Source organism: Chondromyces crocatus (assembly GCF_001189295.1).
Classification (GTDB): Bacteria; Myxococcota_A; Polyangia; order Polyangiales; family Polyangiaceae; genus Chondromyces; species Chondromyces crocatus.
The window spans coordinates 2,742,058-2,759,332 of record NZ_CP012159.1 but is presented as its reverse complement, the minus strand read 5'-3'; the positions used below and the strand labels follow the sequence as shown (position 1 = coordinate 2,759,332).

The 17,275-nt window shown below is 70.9% G+C and carries 15 protein-coding genes; 10 read left to right on the top strand and 5 right to left on the bottom strand.

What is annotated here, in order from left to right; genetic code table 11:
- Positions 1–101 precede the first annotated feature (101 nt).
- Positions 102–326 carry a hypothetical protein gene (locus CMC5_RS44215; protein ID WP_156338422.1) on the bottom strand — a complete coding sequence of 75 codons (225 nt, stop codon included), beginning with the start codon at positions 324–326 and terminating at the stop codon, positions 102–104.
- Between the two features lie 111 nt (positions 327–437).
- On the opposite strand from CMC5_RS44215, the gene CMC5_RS10275 reads away from it, so the two are divergent.
- Both CMC5_RS10275 and CMC5_RS10270 read left to right on the top strand, forming a co-directional pair.
- A complete protein-coding gene (locus CMC5_RS10275; RefSeq protein ID WP_050430229.1) occupies positions 438–1,427 on the top strand; it encodes a hypothetical protein in 990 nt (329 codons plus the stop codon).
- 238 nt (positions 1,428–1,665) lie between these two features.
- On the top strand, positions 1,666–3,453 hold the full coding sequence (locus CMC5_RS10270) for a hypothetical protein (RefSeq protein ID WP_050430228.1): 1,788 nt from the start codon (positions 1,666–1,668) through the stop codon (positions 3,451–3,453).
- Between the two features lie 169 nt (positions 3,454–3,622).
- Here the strand turns inward: CMC5_RS10270 and CMC5_RS10265 are convergent, their stop codons facing one another.
- Positions 3,623–4,648, bottom strand: coding sequence for a hypothetical protein (locus tag CMC5_RS10265; RefSeq protein WP_050430227.1), 1,026 nt, complete (start codon positions 4,646–4,648; stop codon positions 3,623–3,625).
- A 252-nt stretch (positions 4,649–4,900) separates the two neighbouring features.
- A complete protein-coding gene (locus tag CMC5_RS10260; RefSeq protein ID WP_050435833.1) occupies positions 4,901–6,352 on the bottom strand; it encodes a GuaB1 family IMP dehydrogenase-related protein in 1,452 nt (483 codons plus the stop codon).
- A gap of 340 nt (positions 6,353–6,692) precedes the next feature.
- Here CMC5_RS10260 and CMC5_RS10255 point away from each other — a divergent pair, with 340 nt between their 5' ends.
- Entirely contained in the window at positions 6,693–7,520 is an 828-nt protein-coding gene (locus tag CMC5_RS10255) for an SDR family oxidoreductase (RefSeq protein ID WP_050430226.1), read from the top strand.
- Between the two features lie 4 nt (positions 7,521–7,524).
- Complete coding sequence (locus tag CMC5_RS10250) at positions 7,525–10,068, top strand: tetratricopeptide repeat protein (protein WP_245678388.1); 2,544 nt, start codon at positions 7,525–7,527, stop codon at positions 10,066–10,068.
- A gap of 2 nt (positions 10,069–10,070) precedes the next feature.
- On the opposite strand, the gene CMC5_RS10245 is transcribed toward CMC5_RS10250, so the two are convergent.
- Together CMC5_RS10245 and CMC5_RS10240 are read right to left on the bottom strand one after the other, a co-directional pair.
- Positions 10,071–10,886 carry an alpha/beta fold hydrolase gene (locus CMC5_RS10245; RefSeq protein ID WP_063796250.1) on the bottom strand — a complete coding sequence of 272 codons (816 nt, stop codon included), beginning with the start codon at positions 10,884–10,886 and terminating at the stop codon, positions 10,071–10,073.
- 9 nt (positions 10,887–10,895) lie between these two features.
- Entirely contained in the window at positions 10,896–12,200 is a 1,305-nt protein-coding gene (locus tag CMC5_RS10240) for a glycosyltransferase (RefSeq protein ID WP_245678387.1), read from the bottom strand.
- A gap of 192 nt (positions 12,201–12,392) precedes the next feature.
- Between CMC5_RS10240 and CMC5_RS10235 the strand changes: the two genes are divergently transcribed.
- The 6 genes from CMC5_RS10235 (at position 12,393) to CMC5_RS10210 (ending at position 17,222) form a co-directional block, all read left to right on the top strand.
- Positions 12,393–13,148 (top strand): hypothetical protein, encoded by a 756-nt coding sequence (locus CMC5_RS10235; protein ID WP_169796504.1) that lies wholly within the window; start codon positions 12,393–12,395, stop codon positions 13,146–13,148.
- Positions 13,145–13,549: a hypothetical protein gene (locus CMC5_RS10230; RefSeq protein WP_050430224.1), complete on the top strand. Its 405-nt coding sequence runs from the start codon at positions 13,145–13,147 to the stop codon at positions 13,547–13,549. Before CMC5_RS10235 ends, CMC5_RS10230 begins: the two co-directional genes overlap by 4 nt.
- Positions 13,549–13,776: a hypothetical protein gene (locus CMC5_RS10225; protein WP_050430223.1), complete on the top strand. Its 228-nt coding sequence runs from the start codon at positions 13,549–13,551 to the stop codon at positions 13,774–13,776. The genes CMC5_RS10230 and CMC5_RS10225 overlap by 1 nt, the downstream gene beginning before the upstream one ends.
- Entirely contained in the window at positions 13,773–14,732 is a 960-nt protein-coding gene (locus CMC5_RS10220; RefSeq protein ID WP_082362369.1) for a ferritin-like domain-containing protein, read from the top strand. The genes CMC5_RS10225 and CMC5_RS10220 overlap by 4 nt, the downstream gene beginning before the upstream one ends.
- Complete coding sequence (locus CMC5_RS10215; RefSeq protein ID WP_050430222.1) at positions 14,705–15,604, top strand: hypothetical protein; 900 nt, start codon at positions 14,705–14,707, stop codon at positions 15,602–15,604. Before CMC5_RS10220 ends, CMC5_RS10215 begins: the two co-directional genes overlap by 28 nt.
- A gap of 139 nt (positions 15,605–15,743) precedes the next feature.
- On the top strand, positions 15,744–17,222 hold the full coding sequence (locus CMC5_RS10210; protein ID WP_082362368.1) for a DUF5924 family protein: 1,479 nt from the start codon (positions 15,744–15,746) through the stop codon (positions 17,220–17,222).
- Positions 17,223–17,275 lie beyond the last annotated feature (53 nt).

Here is a 17,275-nt window from a genome sequence, read left to right as displayed (position 1 = left end):
TGCCGCATTGTCGTTTGATTTTCATCCATTGGAGCGGTTTGACATGTCGATCGTTCGTCGGTCGGCAGAAAGGTCCTGCGCAGCGTCTCCTCGGCTTCGGCTCATGAAGACGTCGAAATCCTGCGCTCCAGCGCCTCGATGTCTCCCATGAAGACGTCGAAATCCTGCGCTCCCGAACCAGAATGCGTCGTCCTCCTGCGCGGCGTCGCCACGACACGCGCCCGACCTGCACCCGCCGCTTCCAGTGACAGCATCATCGCGATCGTGATGTCGCGACGCAGGTCATTGAAATGGCGATTTCGACATTTTTCTTGTTGCGGATGCATTGGGGCTCGCTACACCCGTCGGGCCGCATTTTTCTGGTGAACCAGAAAAGCGCGTCTGATCCCCGATCACGTCATGACGCTTCATCAACCAACGCACGCAAGGAGGATCTCGTGTTTACCACCTCAACGCTGGACAACCCGCGCAAGCTCGTCGTCGGAAACGCCGTCTCGAACGCCCTCAACGTCAACCGCCCAAACCCGCTGCTGAGCAGCACCCAGCTCCGCGCCGAAGCGCTCGTCGACGCGAGCGAGCGGCTCCGGTTCTTCATCGGCATTTCACCGCAGCGGGTGGATCAAGCCACCGATACCGTGGTCACCTCGTTCCGGGCCCACCTGGAGAAAGGGGAGCAGGTGCTCAAAGACAGCGTGGTTCCCCTCGGAGCGCCACAGCGCGAGGCCCTGGGGCGATTCCGCATGCTGCGCACCCGTCTCTTCCCCAAAGGCACGGCCTACATCAGGGCCTCGATGGATCTTCAGTGGGGTGAGCTCGTCGCCTTGCGGGGGGCCCTTCACGAGCCCGAGGTGGTCGACGCCATCGCGGTACAGGGGATGCAGGACCTGAGCGCGCACCTGCTCGAGCACATCGCTCTTTACGGTCGCATGCTCGGGAAAGAGGCCGGCTCGGCGCGCGCAGGCGTGGAGGAAGCCAGCGGTGTGTGGAACGAGGCCATGCGCCTCTTCACGGCACAGGTGGTGCTCGATTACGAGAAGGACGCCGCAATTCAGCAGGAGCTGCTCGGGACCTACCACGCGCAGCTCGAACAGCAGCGCGCCTCGTATCGCACGAGGAAGGTGCCCAGCCCGGCCGACAAGCCGTCCAGCGGGAATGACGCGGAGAACCGCTGTCCCGAGGTGACGGGTCAGGGCGCAGCGGCAGCGCAGGGGACCGCGGTGGCTCAGAAGACTGCGGAGGCGCCAAAGACCGCGGTCGCGCAGCAGAACGGCAGCGACGCCAGCAAGGCGGCCGTCCTGCAGCGCGAGCCTCACGCCAGGGCCGCGAGCGAGCCCGGGGCGCAGGTCACCGTCGCGCAGGCGTGCGCCAAGGAGCGCCCGCAGGAGGCTGAGGTCACCGGACCCAGCACGGCGCTCTCGGCCACCTGATCCACCTCGCCTCGGTCGAGGTCGCCGAAGCGCGCCCTCCACGCACGGCTGAGCTTTCGTGCCTCGGCCGAGGCCATCGCGCCCGCCCCACCACCTCCATCATGCCCGCCCCACCGGTTCTGGCGCTCGATCCGGCACGCCCCGGCCGCCGGGGATCTGCGCAGGCGGTGACGCCTCGGGCTCGCGCTGTTAGTTGCTGCCCCAGGGAGCCAGCTTGGCCCCCGAAACGGAGCAGCCCATGAAGCATTCTTTCTTCGTCCTCCCTTCTCTCCTCGGCGCCCTGCTCACGGTCACCACGCTGCCCGCGTGCGATGGTGACGATGGCGAGGATCTGGGCCCGGGCAGCAGCAGCACGACGACCACCACCACGGGGCCTGGAGGGCCGGGCGGTGGTCCCGGTGGGAGCGGTGGCGCTGGAGGGAATGGCGGTGGCGCGCAGGCGTGGGAGCTCGATCTCCTGATGGAGGGGCTCGAAGAGGGCGCGCGTCAGGACTACGTGGGCGAGGGCCCGGAAGACTGGGCGGGCGATGGGGGGCTCGCGCACCTCACGTACTGGAAGATGGCCACGGACAGCCCGGAGTTCATGGCGCTCTCCGAGCTGGAGAAGATGAAGGTCACGCGGCTCCAGGCGTCGGCGCTGGGGCTCGCGAGCGAGAAGTACGAGGCGAAGGTCCTCGGGACGCTCGACGGCATGGCGGACGTGCAGGTGCCGGGCACGGAGGTGACGGGCACGCTGGTGACCGTGGAGAACGGGGTGACGCGGAAGCAGCGGGTGGTGCTGAAACTGCCGACGGCATGGAACGGTCACCTGGTGGTGGCGGGGACGCCGGGGACGCGCAATGAGTTCAGCAATGACGTGATCTTTGCTTCGTGGCTGCTGAAGCAAGGGTTCGCGTTCATCAGCGGGGACAAGGGGACGCCGAACGGGGAGGCGTCGCTGCTGGAGGGGACGCACACGACGCAGCACTGGGGAGACATGCTGGTCGACCTGGGGGTGTGGGCGCGCGGGCGGCTGGAGGCGGCGACGCATCAGCCGGTGCAGCGGGTGCTCGCGGTGGGGCTGTCGAACGGGGGCTTCCAGGTGCGGCGCGGGATGGAGATCGATCACGCGCGGGTCGCAGGGGGCGAGGCGCGGGTGTTCCACGGGGGGCTCGACTGGTCCGGGGTGTACTGGCCGCGCGCGGCGGAGCTGGACACCAACGGGGATGGGACGGTGTCGCCGGCGGAGTTCGCAGCGGGCAACCAGCTCGTGGCGAGCCTGGACCGGGCAGCGCTGGCGATGAAGTGGGCCCACGATCCGCAGACGGTGACGACGCCGAGCGCGTTCGCGGAGACGCCGCCGTTCTCGGCCGCGCACCCGGAGATGCTGGCCGCCGGGTTCACGGCGGAGTCGTCGGTGATCTGGGGGGCGTACAACACGCTGTTCGATGCGTTCAAATCGGTGGCGCCGATGTTCGAGGGGACGGGGTACTACAACATCACGGGGTACACGTTCCGCGCGGAGCTGATGGGGCACACGGCGGCGCAGAGCGCGGGGTACTCGGCGTATCCGTCGCAGCCAGGGCAGGAGCCGCCGCTGTACGGGTGGCTGGCGTCGGCGGTGGACGGGGGATGGACGCCGGAGAGCGTGGACTACGCGCTGCGGAACGCGACGACGGGGGAGATCTCGGCGCGGATGATGACGCTGCACGGGGACCGGGATGGGTTCCTGGGGCTGGTCGGGCACGCGCAGGCGTACCGGGAGGCGGTGGTGGCCGCAGGCAACGAGGCGCATCACCGGCTGTACGTCATCCAGAACGGGACGCACACGGACCGGCACGCGGACGGGAAGCTCGACTACGACTTCGATGGCACGGCCGGCGAGGAGGGCGCCGGTGAGCTGCTGACGCCGATGCAGGGGTACGTGCAGAAGGCGTTCGGGCACCTGGTCACCTGGGTGACGCTGGGGGCGCCGCCGCCGGACAGCGGGACGGTGAGCACGGATCCGGTGGGCGATCCGATCGATCCGGCCGAGATCGATTTCTGAGCGGGGGGCGCGAGCACGTCGACGCGAGAGCCTCCGGCGTAGGTCGGGGGCTCCTTGCCGTCAGGCTCCTCGCTGACGAGAGCACCTCGATGCGAGCTGACGTCGAGAAGTGCTCCGACGGCGGGGGGCGGGCTGACGGCGGGAACTGCTCCGACGGCGGGGGGCACTCCTAGACGAGTGGTCTCCAGACCGGCTGAAGGGGGGCGATCGTGAGGCGATCGTTCAGCACGCGGGCGATCCGTGTGTGCGCCGCGTCGACGGCGACGAGAGCGTTGGGCTCGATGTCGAGATTCTCTGCGACGCGGGTCGTGCCGTCGTCCGTCGACAGCGCGAACAAGCGGCGCGCGCCCTCGGTGTCGGTGCCGAGCCACAGTGAGGTCTCCTCGTCGGCCGAGAGGGACAGGAATGCGATCGGTGCTTGCGCCTGGAGGAGCGCGCGGGTGGCCGGCAAAGGGGGGCTCGGGGGGTGCAGGATGCAGAGGGCGCCGCGCTCTCCCTGCTCGATGCCGAAGAGCCGGGGTGAGTGCGCGGAGAAGAGGAGTGTGCCCACGGTTTCCTGGAGGTCGCGCTTGCGGTGGCGCTTCTTCTGCTCGAACTCGACGAGGTGATCGTCGATGGCGAAGGCGGTCTTTTCGCCGCTGGCGTCGATGGCGACGGCGGAGAGGAAGGGGTCTTCGCCGGTCCGGATCGTGAAGCGCGTGGGGCGGGTCTTCTCCAGGGTCGAGTACACGCGCGCGAGCACGGGGCCCTCGCCGCCCTCGTCCGGCACGGCGACGACCAAGGTGTCGCCCGAGGGGCTGAGCGCCCACTCCATGGGGAAGGCTTCGGGCTCCACGAGGAAGCGCACGGCGCCGGAGGCGCGATCGAGGACGATGAGGCCGCTGGTGGCGTCTTCGGTGTGGCTGGTCGGGTAGAAGGCCGTCACGACCACGGAGGAACCAGCGACCGCCAAAGTCCAGAGATCGGGCTGGCTTCCTGCGTGGCTCGGCAGCGTGGTGATGGCGCGTCGCAGGGAAAGGTCGGTGGCGTCGAGGGCGATGATCTCACGCACGATCGGGAGCACGAGCCACACCTCGTCGTCGGCGAAGACGACCTTGCACACGACGTCGGTGCTCCGCGGGGGGTCTGCGGACTGGAGGGCGTCGCGGGATCGCGTGACGCGGTCGAGCAACGAGAAGGATCGCTCTGTCGCCATGGCGGCGACTTTAGGACGAGTGCGCTGGAGAGGACGAGTGCGCTGGAGGCTGGACGAGAACCAGGGGCGTTTCGGGGGGGCTTGCTCGGGGGAGAGGGGCTTGCTCGGGGAGAGGGGCTTGCTCGGGGAGAGGGGCTTCACGGCGGGGCGGGTGAGCGGCGGGCTCCGTCGACGTCCGTGTCGTCGGGCGGGAGGGTGTCGGCCTGGGCGTAGATCTCGGCGAGGGGAACGGAGAAGCCGAGGGGAGGGAGATCAGCGGCGTTCGGCGCCGTGGGGCTTGCCTTCGCTGTAGCCGGAGAGGGTCTGCACGCCGATGACGGCCTTGTCGTGCAGCTCTTCGAGGGTGGCGGCGCCGGCGTAGGTGCAGGACGACTGGACGCCGGTGATCATCTCGACGAGGAGGGCGCCGACGCTCTCGCGGCCCTCCGGGATGTAGATGCGGGAGGTGGAGATGCCTTCGCGGAAGAAGCCTTTCTTGGCGCGCTCGAAGGGGTCGAGGTCGGCGGTGCGGTCGCTGACGGCGCGGGCGCTGGCCATGCCGTAGTTCTCTTTGTAGAGGTGGCCGTCGCGGTCTTCTTTGACGTCGCCAGGGCTCTCGAAGGTGCCTGCGAGGGCGGTGCCGACCATGACGCGGGAGGCGCCGGCGGCGAGGTAGAGGGCGACGTCGCGGGGGTAGCGGACGCCGCCGTCGGCCCAGATGTGCTTGCCGCGGCGGCGGGCTTCGCGGGCGCAGACGACGGCGGACGTGAAGGTGGGGCGACCCGCGCCGGTCTGCATGCGGGTGGTGCACATGGCGCCCGGGCCGACGTTGACCTTGACGACGTCGGCGCCGGCTTCGATGAGGGCGATGGTGCCCTCGGCGGTGCAGACGTTGCCAGCGACGAGGGGGACGTTGCGGTCGCCGATGACCTTGCGGACGGCGCGGAGGGCTTCGAGCATGCGGCGCTGGTGGCCGTGGGCGGTGTCGAGGACGAGGGCGGAGACGCCGATCTCCAGGAGGCGGGCGGCGGCGGCGCCGGCCTGGGCGGAGATGCCGACGGCGGCGGCGACCATGAGCTCGTTCTGCGGGTCGAGGGTGGGGCGGAGAAGCTCGAGGCGCACGGCGTCGTCGCGGGTGAGGACGCCGTGCAGGCGGCCGTCGGCGTCGATCACGGGGACGGCCTTCACGCGGGTCTCTTCCATGAGCAGGAAGGCGTCGCGGTTGGGGGTGCCGATGGGGATGGTGACGACGCGCGGGGACATGAGGGCGCCGGCGGGGGTGTACTGGTCGCGGTCGCGCAGGTCGGCGTGGGTGACGATGCCGAGGGGGCGGCGCTCGTCGTCGACGACGACGACCATGTCGTGGGGGCGCTTGCGGATGATGCCCAGCACGTCACGGAGGGTGGCGCGGGGAGAGACGGAGAGCGCCGTGTCGTAGCGGGGGTCGGCTTGCTTGATGTGGCGGACGATGCGGTCGACGGTGTCGAGGGCCATGTCCTGGGGGAGGACGCCGAGGCCGCCGTAGCGGGCCATGGTCTCGGCCATGCGCTTGCCGGTGACGGCGTTCATGTTGGCGCTGACGATGGGGTGGGAGCCGCCAGGGAAATCGGCGGGGCGGAGGTCGACCTCGAAGCGGGAGCCGCCGGCGAAGTAGCCAGGGGTGATGAAGACGTCTTCGAGGGCCAGCTCCAGGGACTCGTCTCGCTCAGGGTGCAGGTAGCGCATGAGGGCTCCGGGGAGAGGCGCCGCGCGGCGGCGGGCCTCCGGTGGGTTCAGCGTCGGGTTCGATGCGAGCACGCGGCCGCCGGGAAAACGGGACGCGCAAGGCTCAGTGTAGACGAAGCGTGCGGCGGTTCATCTCGGGGGGGGCCTGATCGACGAAGGGGCCAGCGCGTGGTGCACTGGTGCACTGCCTGCGGGGATGCCACCACCGCCCCGCGGCGTCGCGTCGATGCACGGGGGCGCCGCCGCTGGCGCCGAAGCGTGGGTCGTTGTAAACGGCCGTCCGGCGCCCAGGAACCGCATGCCCGCGGGCCCTCGGGGCCGAAGGCCCGGGAGACGACCGATGCAGAGCATGTTCGCGGCTGGACTCTTTGCCCATCAGGTGGCGCTCGTGACGGGCGGCGGCAGCGGGATCGGGCTCGCGACGGCGCGGGAGCTGACGGCCCTGGGGGCGAGCGTGGCCATCTGCGGGCGAAAGATGGAGAAAATCGAGGCTGGGCTCGCCGCGCTCGCGGCGGATGGGGTCCCCTCGGAGCGGCTGTTCGGCGGGACGTGCGACATCCGGGAGCCAGATCAGGTGGCGGCGTTCGTGGGGCAGGTGATCGAGCGCTTCGGTCGCATCGACGTGCTCGTGAACAACGCGGGCGGGCAGTTCCCGAGTCCGGCGGAGACGCTGTCGCCCCGGGGGTGGGAGGCGGTGATCCGCAACAACCTGAACGGGACGTTCTTCATGACCCGCGAGGTGGCGACGCGGGCGATGATCCCGGCGAAGCGGGGTCGGATCGTGAACGTGACGGCGATGGTGGTCCGGGGGTTCCCGGGGATGTCGCACACGGGGGCGGCGCGCGCGGGGGTGGAGAACCTGACCCGGTCGCTGGCGATCGAGTGGGCGGCGCACGGGATCCGGGTGAACGCGGTGGCACCGGGGAACAACATCCGCTCCAGCGGGACGGCGCAGTACGGCGAGGAGCTGCTGGAGGTGACGCGCAAGGCGACGCCGCTGAAGCGGCTGGGGACGCCGGAGGAGGTGGCGCGGGTCATCGTGTTCCTCTCCAGCACGCAGAACGATTTCGTGACCGGCGCGGTGTGGGGCATCGACGGAGGGCAGCCGCTCTGGGGCGAGCTGTGGCCGATCCCGGAGCCGGAACCGCAGCCGGAGGCAAAGGGCTAGGCAGGTGGCGGAGACGCCGAAGGACGAAGAGCAGCAGGAGCTTCTCCACGGCACGTCTCCGCCAGCGGAGGAGCACGCGCCGCAGGAGAGGGCCTCGTACCCGCCATCGCTCGATGCGCTGATCGGGGGGGAGCACGCGCCGCCGCCTCGTCCGCCGTCGCTCGATACGCTGATGCGCGAGGAGCGTGCGTCGATCCCTTCGTTCCCTCCGCCGTCGAACCCGGTCGAGGCGGGAGCGTTCGGGGGCTTCCCGTCGATGGACCCCGGGTACGGTGGGCACGCGCCGCCCGGTGGGTCGGTGCACGACGCGCAGCTCCTCCAGGCAGCCTACGCGCCGCTGCCGATGGCGCCCTCGCGCCTGGAGCGGGTGCTGCTCGCGGTGCGGGGTTACTTCCTCGATCTCGATCCGTCGTTCCTCGCTGCGCTGGCACCGCTGGCGCTGCTGGCCATCCTGCTGTTCACGCGCGCGCCGGACACGAACTACATCTTCGACGAGCAGGAGGCGCTGCTCGCGAACCCGTACGTGAACGCGACGGGGGATCTGCGCTACGTGGACGCGATCCGCCGGGATTTCTGGGGGCTGCCGCCCGACCGGACGGTGGGCTCGTACCGGCCGCTGCCGAACTTCGTGTGGCGGGCGATGTGGAGCCTGTCGAAGAGCCCGTTCCTGCACCACTTCTACAACGTGCTGCTGCACGCGGTGAACGGGGCGCTGCTCACGTGCGTGGCGTTCCAGTGGACGCGGCGGCGCGGGCTCGCGTACCTGGCCGGGGCGCTGTTCGTGAGCTGCGCGGTGCTGACCGAGGCGGTGAGCGGGATCGTGGGGATCGCCGACGTGCTGGGAGGGCTGGGGGCGCTGCTGGCGCTGCTGGCGCTGGCGCTGCCCGGGTGGGCGATGCCGTTCGGGGTGTTCCTGGCGGTGCTGTTCGGGTTGTTCTCGAAGGAGAGCGCGCTGGTGTGCGTGCCGTTGATCCCGCTGGCGGCGCTGGCGACGGCGCCACTCACGCACCCGACGCGGCCGGCGCGCTGGGTGCGGGCGGGGCTGAGCTTCCTCGGGGCGGGGGCGGCGTTCGTGCTCTACGTGGAGCTGCGTCGGCGCTGGTTCCCGTCGCTGACGCCGTCGGAGCTTTCGGAGGCGCTGCCGGAGGGGGCGTCGCTGGCACAGCGGGCGATGCGGGCGACGTTGCTGTGGTTCCACCAGGCACCGCTGCCGAAGGATCCGCTGAACAATCCGCTCGCTGCGACCGACACGGCGCACCGGATCGCGGGGGCGCTGCGCGTGTACTGGCGCGGGTTCGTGCAGGTGCTGTTCCCGCACGCGCTGAGCGGGGACTACTCGTTCCCGCAGGAGCCGGCGCCGGATCGGCTGGTGTTCCCGGGAAGCGTGGCCGGGGGGCTTCTGGCGGTGCTGCCTCCGGTGGCGGCGCTGGTGCTCTGGATCCGGGCGATGCTGCGGGAGCGCGCGGCGCGCAAGGCGGTAATCGAGGGGCTCCCTGCTGGCGCCGAGGTGCCGGTGGAGGGCTGGGGGAAGTGGCGGCTCGTGCGGGTCACGGCCGGGGTGACGCTGGTGATGATCGCGGTGGCGCTCGGGGCCATCGAGGCGGTGCTCGCGCGGTCGTCCGGGAAGGGGCTGTTCCCTTCACTGCCGCTGGTGCTGCGGTGGCTGCCGTTCGTGGCGCCACTGTCGCTGGGGGTGGGGCTTTTGGTGGAGTCGACGGCGCGGCGGCCGTCACCCGATCAGGGGGGGGTGCCGCGGCCGCTGGGCTACGCGGGCGCGGCGACGGTGGCCGTGGGGCTGGTGTGGATCGTGGTGAGCTTCTTCCCGCACTCCAACATCCCGGTGGTGCTGCCGACGGTGCGCGCGGAGCGGTTCTGGTACTTCCCGGTGATCGGGACGTCGCTGGTGCTGGCGGTGCTGTGGAGCTGGTTCGATCAGGCGGTCGCAGGGCCGTTCGCACGGGGAGCGGGGTGGCCGGGGTGGCCGTTCGCGCCGCTGTCGCTGCGGCGCGGGTGGGTGGTGCCAGGGCTGCTCGCGCTGTTCCTGGGGCTTCAGTGCGTGCAGGCGTACCGGCACGCGATGGACTACCGGAGCGATCTGGCGTTCTGGGACGCGACGCGCAAGGCGGTGCCGAACAGCGCGAAGGCGCACCTGAACTACTCGGTGATGAAGGGGGCGCGCAGCGATCTGCCGGCGCGGCTGGAGTCGAGCAAGAAGGCGCTGGAGCTGGCGCCGAAGTGGCCGATGGCACACGTGTACACGGGCGATACGCTCTGCCGGATGGGGAAGGCCGAGGAGGCGTGGCCTTACTACAAGGAGGGCTTCGAACTCGGGCCGAACGAGGTGAACTTGATCGCGCTGGCGCTTCAGTGCTTGCACGATCAGAAGCAGCTCGCAGCGCACGAGGAGGAGCTGCGGGAGATGGCCGAGAAGTTCCCGGGGACGTGGATCGCGTACCTCGGGCCCGACACGCTGGAGGGCGCCGAGAAGAACAACGGGGTGGATCCGAAGTACCGGCCGCGGGGGTACAACGAGGGGCCGAAGGAGTAGGGTCAGCCGGCAGCTTCGACGCGCTCGATGTGCGCGCGGATGCGGGCGTTCACGAGGTCGGCGTGGGTGAGCGGGCCCATGTGGCCGACGTCGTCGAGGATCTGGAGTTCGGCGGCGGGGAGGTGCTCGGCGAGCTGCACGGCGACGCGGCGGGCAGCGACGGTGGAGGCGGAGCCGGTGAGGAGCAGGGTGGGCGTGCGGATGGCGCGAAAGGCGTCGAGGGGCGCGCGGAGGTGCATGAGGGAGCGGACCTCCAGGAAGGCTTTGCGGCCGACGCGGAGGAACTCGTTGCGGGCGGTGGCGGGGAGGGCGTTCCAGGCGCCAGGGCCGCTCCAGTAGTCGATGAAGGCGTTGAGCCAGGCTTCGTCGCCGCCGGTGGTCTCGTCGAGGAAGGCGGGGGACTGGGCGGTGTCGAGGTCGGCGAGGCCGGCCTGGTCGGCCGTGGCGTGGAGGATGCCGAAGGCGACGGGTTCGAAGAGGGAGAGGGAGCGCACGGGGACCTGGGTCTCCATGGCGACGAGGAGGGCGATGAGGGCGCCGTAGGAATGGCCGACGAGGTGCACGGGGCCGCCCAGCTCGGTGGCGAGGGCAGCGATGGCGTCGCGGTCGAGGCGGAGGTCGAAGGGCTGGTCGGCAGGCCAGGGGGGGTTCTTGCCGTAGCCGAGGAGGTCCGGCGCGATGGCGCGGTGGTGGTCGGCGAGGCGGTCGACGAGGCGGGTCCACTGGCGCGAGGACATGCCGCTGCTGTGGACGAGGAGGACGGGGGTGCCGTGGCCGCGGTCGATGCGGGAGAGCTGGAGGGGGGTGGGGTCGGTCATGGGGGTCCTTCAGCGGGCGGGGGTCACGCGCTCCAGGATGGCGGCCATCCGCTTGGCAGCCGCGGCGGCGCTGTGCTCTTCGGGGGCGGGCGCGGGCTCGGGGAGGGCGCGGGTGGCGCGGTGACGGGCGAGGTGGTCGGCGAGGACGCGGGTGATGCCGTCGATGTCACCGGGCTGGACGCGGGCGTGGTCGGGGCGATGGGTGAGCAGTTCGTCGACTTCGGGGTTCGCGGCGATGCTCAGGATGGGCATGCCCGAGGCGAGGTAGTCGTAGAGCTTGGAGTTCATGCGCAGGGTGATCTGAGCGGTGATCTTCGCAACGAGGAGGTGCGCGCTCCGGAGCGCGGTCAGCACGTCGCCTTGCGGGATGGGGGGGACGATCTCGACGAAGGGGGAGAGGCCCAGGGAGTCGAAGAGGTCGCGCTCCACGGTGGACATGCGGCCGATCTGGCGCAGGACGATCTCGCCGGGGGCGAGGCGCTCGGTGTCGATGAGGCGGCGGAGCGCGGTGGCGAGGTCGTCGATCGCGGTGTCGGGGCGCAAGGCGCCGAGGTGGACGAGGGTCAAGGGGCGGGCCGGGGCGGAAGGCGCATCCGGCGGTGGGGGCGGCGCGGTGGGGGCGGGGGTGTAGAGGTCGAGGTCGAAGCAGTTGCGCACGAAGGAGAAGCGGTCGCCGAGGTCCGGGTAGCGGGCGCGGTAGGCGTCGAAGGTGCGGCGGGTGTTGAGAACGAGGTGGTCGGCGCGGCGCAGGTAGCGGCGTTCGAGCCGGGCCACGACGGCGCGGCGGGCGCGGTCGGCGAGGGGGAGCGTGGGGTCGTCGCCGCTCTCGTGGAGGCTCCAGGGGTCGCGGAAGTCGAGGACGAGCGGGAGGCCGAGGGCCTCCTTGACGCGCAGGCCGACGGGGATGGCGGAGAAGGGGCCGGCGTTGACGACGACGGCTTCGGCGCCGACGCGTCGGGCGAGTTCCACGGCGGCGGTGGATGCGTGGAGCGCGTGAGGGACGCAGCGGTCACCGAGGTGACGGAAGGGGCGGTGGCCGCCGAGCTGGCGCTCCGGCAGCGTGCCGCTCGCGGGGGGTTCGCGGTGGCCACGCAGCGCGAGCAGGCGGGGAGAGAGGTAGTCCTCGACGATCTCGACCTCGGGCGGGAGCGCATCGAGCAAGGCAGGGTCGCGCGGGTCCTCGGGGAAGGTGGCCGCGAGGACGATGGGTCGCCAGCCGAGGCGCGGGAGGTGGCGCGCGATCTTGACCCAGCGGTAGACGCCGACGGCGGCCTGGGGCGCGAAGCCCGGGGAGATGAGGAGAAAGGGACGCACTGGCGCAGATGTTATGCCCTGGATCCGGCGCGACGCCCAGCAGGTCGCGTCCATGGAGGCATTCCAGCACGAGGCAGACGCCCCGGGCTGTTGACCCTCCATCGGCAGTCCTCCTAGGGTGGAGTCAATCCTTTCCACGGCAACGTCGACGTCTCCCTCGAGGCGTGACGACAGCGCCCACGAGGTCGTTGCATGAGACGCCTGTCGAGACGAGCGCGCCTTTCACCCTTGCTGCTGTTGCTGCCGTTGGTGGCTGGCTGCTCGGAAGGAGACGGGCGCCAGGGGATCGCCGGAGAGCTGGGCAACGGCGTCTTCTATTACCTGTGCGCAGGGGACTCGGACGCGCAGTGCGACGACAAGGCGACGCGCGGTGACATCGACGTCGCGACGGGGGCGTTCCCTCCCGTGGCCGTGGGGGGACGGTTCTCGATCGACTTCGAGAGCAACGATACGTACGACGTCGGGCCGTACACGATCGACACGGCGAACGACTTCGTGACGTCCGAGGAGACGGTCTTCCAGGCGATGGCGCCCGGGGTCGCGGCGCTCGTGGCGATGGATGGCAACACGGCGATGGATCTCGTCCACGTCCGGTTCGAGGAGGCGAAGACGATCCGTGTGTCGCAGACCGAGACCAACACCAACCTGCCGGAGCGGATCCAGGGCGGGGTCTCGGCAAACGTCGGCGGTCTCGATGTGGAGCTGGAGGTGGATGCGCCGACGGGCCTGACCGGCAGGACGTTCCTGCGCGTGGTGCCCGCGACCGAGGACGGGCGAATCCTCGCCGGGGCGCTGCCCGTGACGTGGCGCGGCGATCCCGACGTGGTCGCCTTCCTCTCCGCGCCCTCGGACAACGTGGTCGAGGTGCAGATCAACGGCACCGGCCCGATCACGGCGACCGTCGGCGCCCTGGAGACGACCGTGCTGGTCGGTGGAGGTGACCCGTGAGCCAAGGCAAGCTCTTCCAGGCGGCGGTCGTCGCGCTCGCTGGGTTCTCGGTCGTCGGGTGTGTGCCTGATTTCGACACCCTCGAGGTGGAGTTCGACGCCCCGCCTCCCTTCGAGGCCACCTTCAGCCAGGAGGGGCTTTCGATGGTCCACGGGACGGCCATCGCCGTGACCGTCACCGCGCTGGCCGATGACGAGGAGCTCGACGGTAGGCTCCTGCTCGACGCCTTTCCTCTGGTCCGGGTCCTCGAGCGCGAGAACGACGACGAGACGAGCACCGAGCCGAGGAGCTTCGTGCTGCTTGCCGAGGATGTCGGATCGGGCAGGATGGGCGTGAGCATCGCCGGGCGGTCGGGTCTGGTGAGCATCCCCGTCACCGTCTCGCCCCAGCAATCCCCCTGATGAGCCGCCGTTCTTCCCTCGACACCATCCCTGACGTGCGCGATGGCCTCACCCGGGCCGAGCGCGTGGTGCTGTACACGCTCGCCGAGCTGCAAGTGGAGCGGCGAGGTCGGAACGTGCCCACGGCGATGCTGTACGGGCGCGTCGTCGAGCGCATGGACATGAGCGTCGACGAACTCCAGCGCATCCTCCAGCGCCTCGGTGCGGCACGCGGATACGGCGGATGAGCGAGCGTTCTGCGGGCGAGCCCTCCGCGAGCGAACCGCCGGCCCGTGAGGGGCCTGTGCGCGAGCTGCTGGCCAGCGAGGGGTCTGCGTGCGACGTGCCGGCCAGCGAGGCGCCGCCCGTGGGCACCGTGGAGCGCTGGGCCTGGGACTACGTGCTCACCACCGATCTCGAGTACAAGCAGCGACCTCCGGCACTCCCCGGGACCTGGGAGGAGTCGCCGCCCCCGAGACGCCTCACGCGACCGGGCCGGCCCGCTGCGCTCCAGATCACGGCGCGCGCCCCCAAGAGTCCCGGGCCCGAGGCGCTCCGGACGCCCGCGCGTCGGGCGCAGCTCATCCACACCTTCCTGCACCACGAGCTGCAAGCCGCGGAGCTGATGTGCTGGGCGCTCCTCGCGTTCCCCGACACGCCGCGCGCCTTCCGCCGGGGCTTGCTGCACATCGCGGGCGACGAGCTGCGGCACATGACGATGTATGCCGACTACCTCGCGACGCTCGGCTACGGGTTCGGCGACTTCCCTGTGCGCGACTGGTTCTGGCAGCGGGTCCCGTCGGCGACGACCCCGGCAGCCTTCACGGCGACGCTCGGCATGGGCCTCGAAGGGGGGAACCTCGATCACGCGGCGCGTTTCGCCGAGCGCTTCCGCGCCATCGGTGACGAGGTGGGCGCTGCGCTCCAGGCCAAGGTCTGCGCCGAGGAGATCCCGCACGTCCACTTCGCGGTGCACTGGTTCCAGCGCTTCACGCAGGTGGGCTCCGACGCGGGCTCCGGCGTTGGCGGCGCTGACGAAGCCTTGGACGACTTCACCACGTGGAGCCGTCATCTCCCCTATCCCCTCACGCCCCTGGTGATGCGCGGCGCGCCGCTGAACCGGGCCGATCGCGCCCGCGCTGGCTTCTCGGAGGCGTTCATCGACGCGCTCGCCGCATGGTCACCCCCCGCGCCTGGCTCCTGAACCTCGACGCCGACGAGGAACTCGCGCGGCCTGCCGGCTACACGCCCAGCGCCTCGGTGAGCGCCAGGCTGCGTCCCCTCGCCGAGCGCATCGGCCCGCTCCTCGGGCCCGACGATCATTTGCTCTGGCCCGATGGGGCACGCCACCGTCTCGTCTCGGCGCTGCCGGGCCGCGCCTGGTGTCCCACGCCTCGCGCCCTCCGGCTCCTCCGCGAGGCGGGCGCCACCCCGCCGCCCGCGCCGCCGCTCGATGTCCTCCGCCGCGTCAACCACCGCCGTTTCTGCGCGGAACTCGGTCAGATGCTGCCGGGCGCATGCTTCGCCACCACCGTCGACGAGGTCGCGCAGGCCGTCGCCCTCCCCTCGCCCACCGCGCTCTGGCTTCTCAAGCGCTCCTTCGGTTTCGCCGGGCGTGGCCGACTGCGCATCCCTACGGGGCCGATCGATGCGCCGACGCGGGCCTGGGTCATCGCGTCCCTGGAGCGGCACGGTCAGGGGCTCCAGGTCGAACCCTGGGTCGATCGCTGCGGCGACTTCAGTCAGCACGGGCATCTGACCGCGGCGGGGGAGCTGGTCGTCGGCGTCGCCTGTCTCCAGCGCTGCGACGAGCGAGGCACCTGGCTCTCGACCGAGCGCGCCTCTCCCGGTGACCTGGCGCCTGCCGAGGCCACCGCCCTCCACCAGGCGCTGCACGACACCGGCCAGGCCCTCGCGGCCGCGGGGTACTTCGGCCCGTTCGGCATCGATGCGTTTCGCTGGCGCGATGGGGATCAGCACTTCCACTTCAATCCCCGCTGCGAGATCAACGCCCGCTACACCATGGGCTGGGCCACGGGCATGTCGCCCCGGCGCCCGGATCTCGACCTTCCCTGAGGGGGCAGCGGGAGCGCTGCGGAGGGCCGTGGAATCCGGTCCTGCGGGGGGTCCAGCGTCGACCGCGCCAGCTCGGCCGGCGAGAATCCCAGCAGAGTGGGAACGCCACCGGCCGGATGGGCTACGCTGCCGCTTCCGCATGAGCGAGCACGAGCCGCGCCGCCGCGCCCAGTCGTCGTGGGATCCCCCGACCGTCGTCTACCAGCCCGACGGGGAACTCGCCGATCCCGCCGCGATCCGGCAGGCCCTCCGCCGTCCTCAGGCCAGCGATCCTTCGTTGCCGGCCCCGGATCCGAACAGCCACGCGAGCACCGAGGCCGACCTCCAGCGCGCTCCTGGTCCCCTCGACCCGGGCAGCGCGGCGCCCCGGCCGGCGCCGGACGTGGGACATGACGACCCCACCCAGCTCATGCCGGGCAACCGTGACGGCCAGGAGGATCCCACGCGGTACATGCCGCCCCGGGCCGGGTCGCGGCAGGATTTCCATGACGATCCGACGCGCATGGCGTCGCCCCGGATGCCGCAGGGGTCGCATCCGAACAGCCAGCCGGTCGTCGACGAAGACGACGAGGATGCGCCCAAGGGCTTCAAGGCGAACGCGCAGTGGCTGCTGAAGAAGCACGCCAACAAGCTGTGGTGGCTGCACACGGCGTACGCGCTGGGGCTCGGCGCGTTCGTGGTGAGCTACGCACAGAAGGGCTTCGAGCGGGCGCGGTGGCTGGCAGTCACCGTGGGCATCGCGTGGCTGGTGGTGGTGCTGTTCTTCCGGCTCTTCGGCTCGGGTGCGCGGCAGGACTTCGCAACGGCGTGGCGCACGGCGCGGCTGCGGTTCCTGGTGATGACCTATGTCCTGAAGAACCTCTACCAGGGCATGCTGTTCTTCCTGCTGCCGTTCTACTGGAAGAGCGCGACGCTGGATGCGCCGAACCGCTGGTTCGTGCTGCTGCTCGGTGGGTGTGCGGTGCTCTCGACGCTGGATCTGGTCTTCGATCGTGTGCTGATGCGGTGGAAGATCCTGGCGTCGATCTTCTACGGGGTGACGCTGTTCGCGTGCCTGAACCTGGTGATCCCGGCGCTCTTGCCGAACACGCGCACGCTGTTCACGCTGCTGTGGGCGGCGGGCATCGCGGTGCTCGGGTTCACGATGCTGCACCTGCCGCTCGGAGCGCTGCGAAGTCCGGGTGGGGTGGCGCTGCTGCTGACGGCGCTCGTGGGCGGGACGGGGCTCGCGTACGGGACGCGCGCGATCATCCCGCCGGTGCCGATGCACCTGTCGTCGGCGGCGGTCGGGCCGCTGACGCTGCCGGATGGGCGGCTCGCGATGGAGGTGAAGACGCTGCATGCGTCGGTGATCGAGAAGCTCCTGGCGGTCACGGACGTGGCGATGCCGGGAGGCAAGGGGGACAAGCTGCACCACGTGTGGCGGCTGAACGGGGAGGAGATCTACCGCGCGCCGGAGGAGACCTCGGCGGTGCAGGGGCCGGAGGCGACGGTGCGGCTCCAGTCGTCGCTCACCGGGCGGCAGCTACCGGAGCGGCTCAAGGGGCACTGGGCGGTCGATGTGGAGACGGAGGACGGGCAGCTCGTGGGGCGGGTGTCGTTCGACGTGACGGAGTAGCCAGCGGGTCAGGAGGCGAAGACCTGGGCCGGCCGCGGACCGGCCGCTGCTCC

Coding starts and splice junctions, on each gene's coding strand:
- CMC5_RS10210 (WP_082362368.1), top strand. CDS start 15,744: ATGAGCGAGCACGAGCCGCGCCGCCGCGCCCAGTCGTCGTGGGATCCC.
- CMC5_RS10245 (WP_063796250.1), bottom strand. CDS start 10,886: ATGACCGACCCCACCCCCCTCCAGCTCTCCCGCATCGACCGCGGCCAC.
- CMC5_RS10270 (WP_050430228.1), top strand. CDS start 1,666: ATGAAGCATTCTTTCTTCGTCCTCCCTTCTCTCCTCGGCGCCCTGCTC.
- CMC5_RS10255 (WP_050430226.1), top strand. CDS start 6,693: ATGCAGAGCATGTTCGCGGCTGGACTCTTTGCCCATCAGGTGGCGCTC.
- CMC5_RS10220 (WP_082362369.1), top strand. CDS start 13,773: ATGAGCGAGCGTTCTGCGGGCGAGCCCTCCGCGAGCGAACCGCCGGCC.
- CMC5_RS10235 (WP_169796504.1), top strand. CDS start 12,393: ATGAGACGCCTGTCGAGACGAGCGCGCCTTTCACCCTTGCTGCTGTTG.
- CMC5_RS44215 (WP_156338422.1), bottom strand. CDS start 326: ATGCATCCGCAACAAGAAAAATGTCGAAATCGCCATTTCAATGACCTG.
- CMC5_RS10225 (WP_050430223.1), top strand. CDS start 13,549: ATGAGCCGCCGTTCTTCCCTCGACACCATCCCTGACGTGCGCGATGGC.
- CMC5_RS10260 (WP_050435833.1), bottom strand. CDS start 6,352: ATGCGCTACCTGCACCCTGAGCGAGACGAGTCCCTGGAGCTGGCCCTC.
- CMC5_RS10215 (WP_050430222.1), top strand. CDS start 14,705: ATGGTCACCCCCCGCGCCTGGCTCCTGAACCTCGACGCCGACGAGGAA.
- CMC5_RS10265 (WP_050430227.1), bottom strand. CDS start 4,648: ATGGCGACAGAGCGATCCTTCTCGTTGCTCGACCGCGTCACGCGATCC.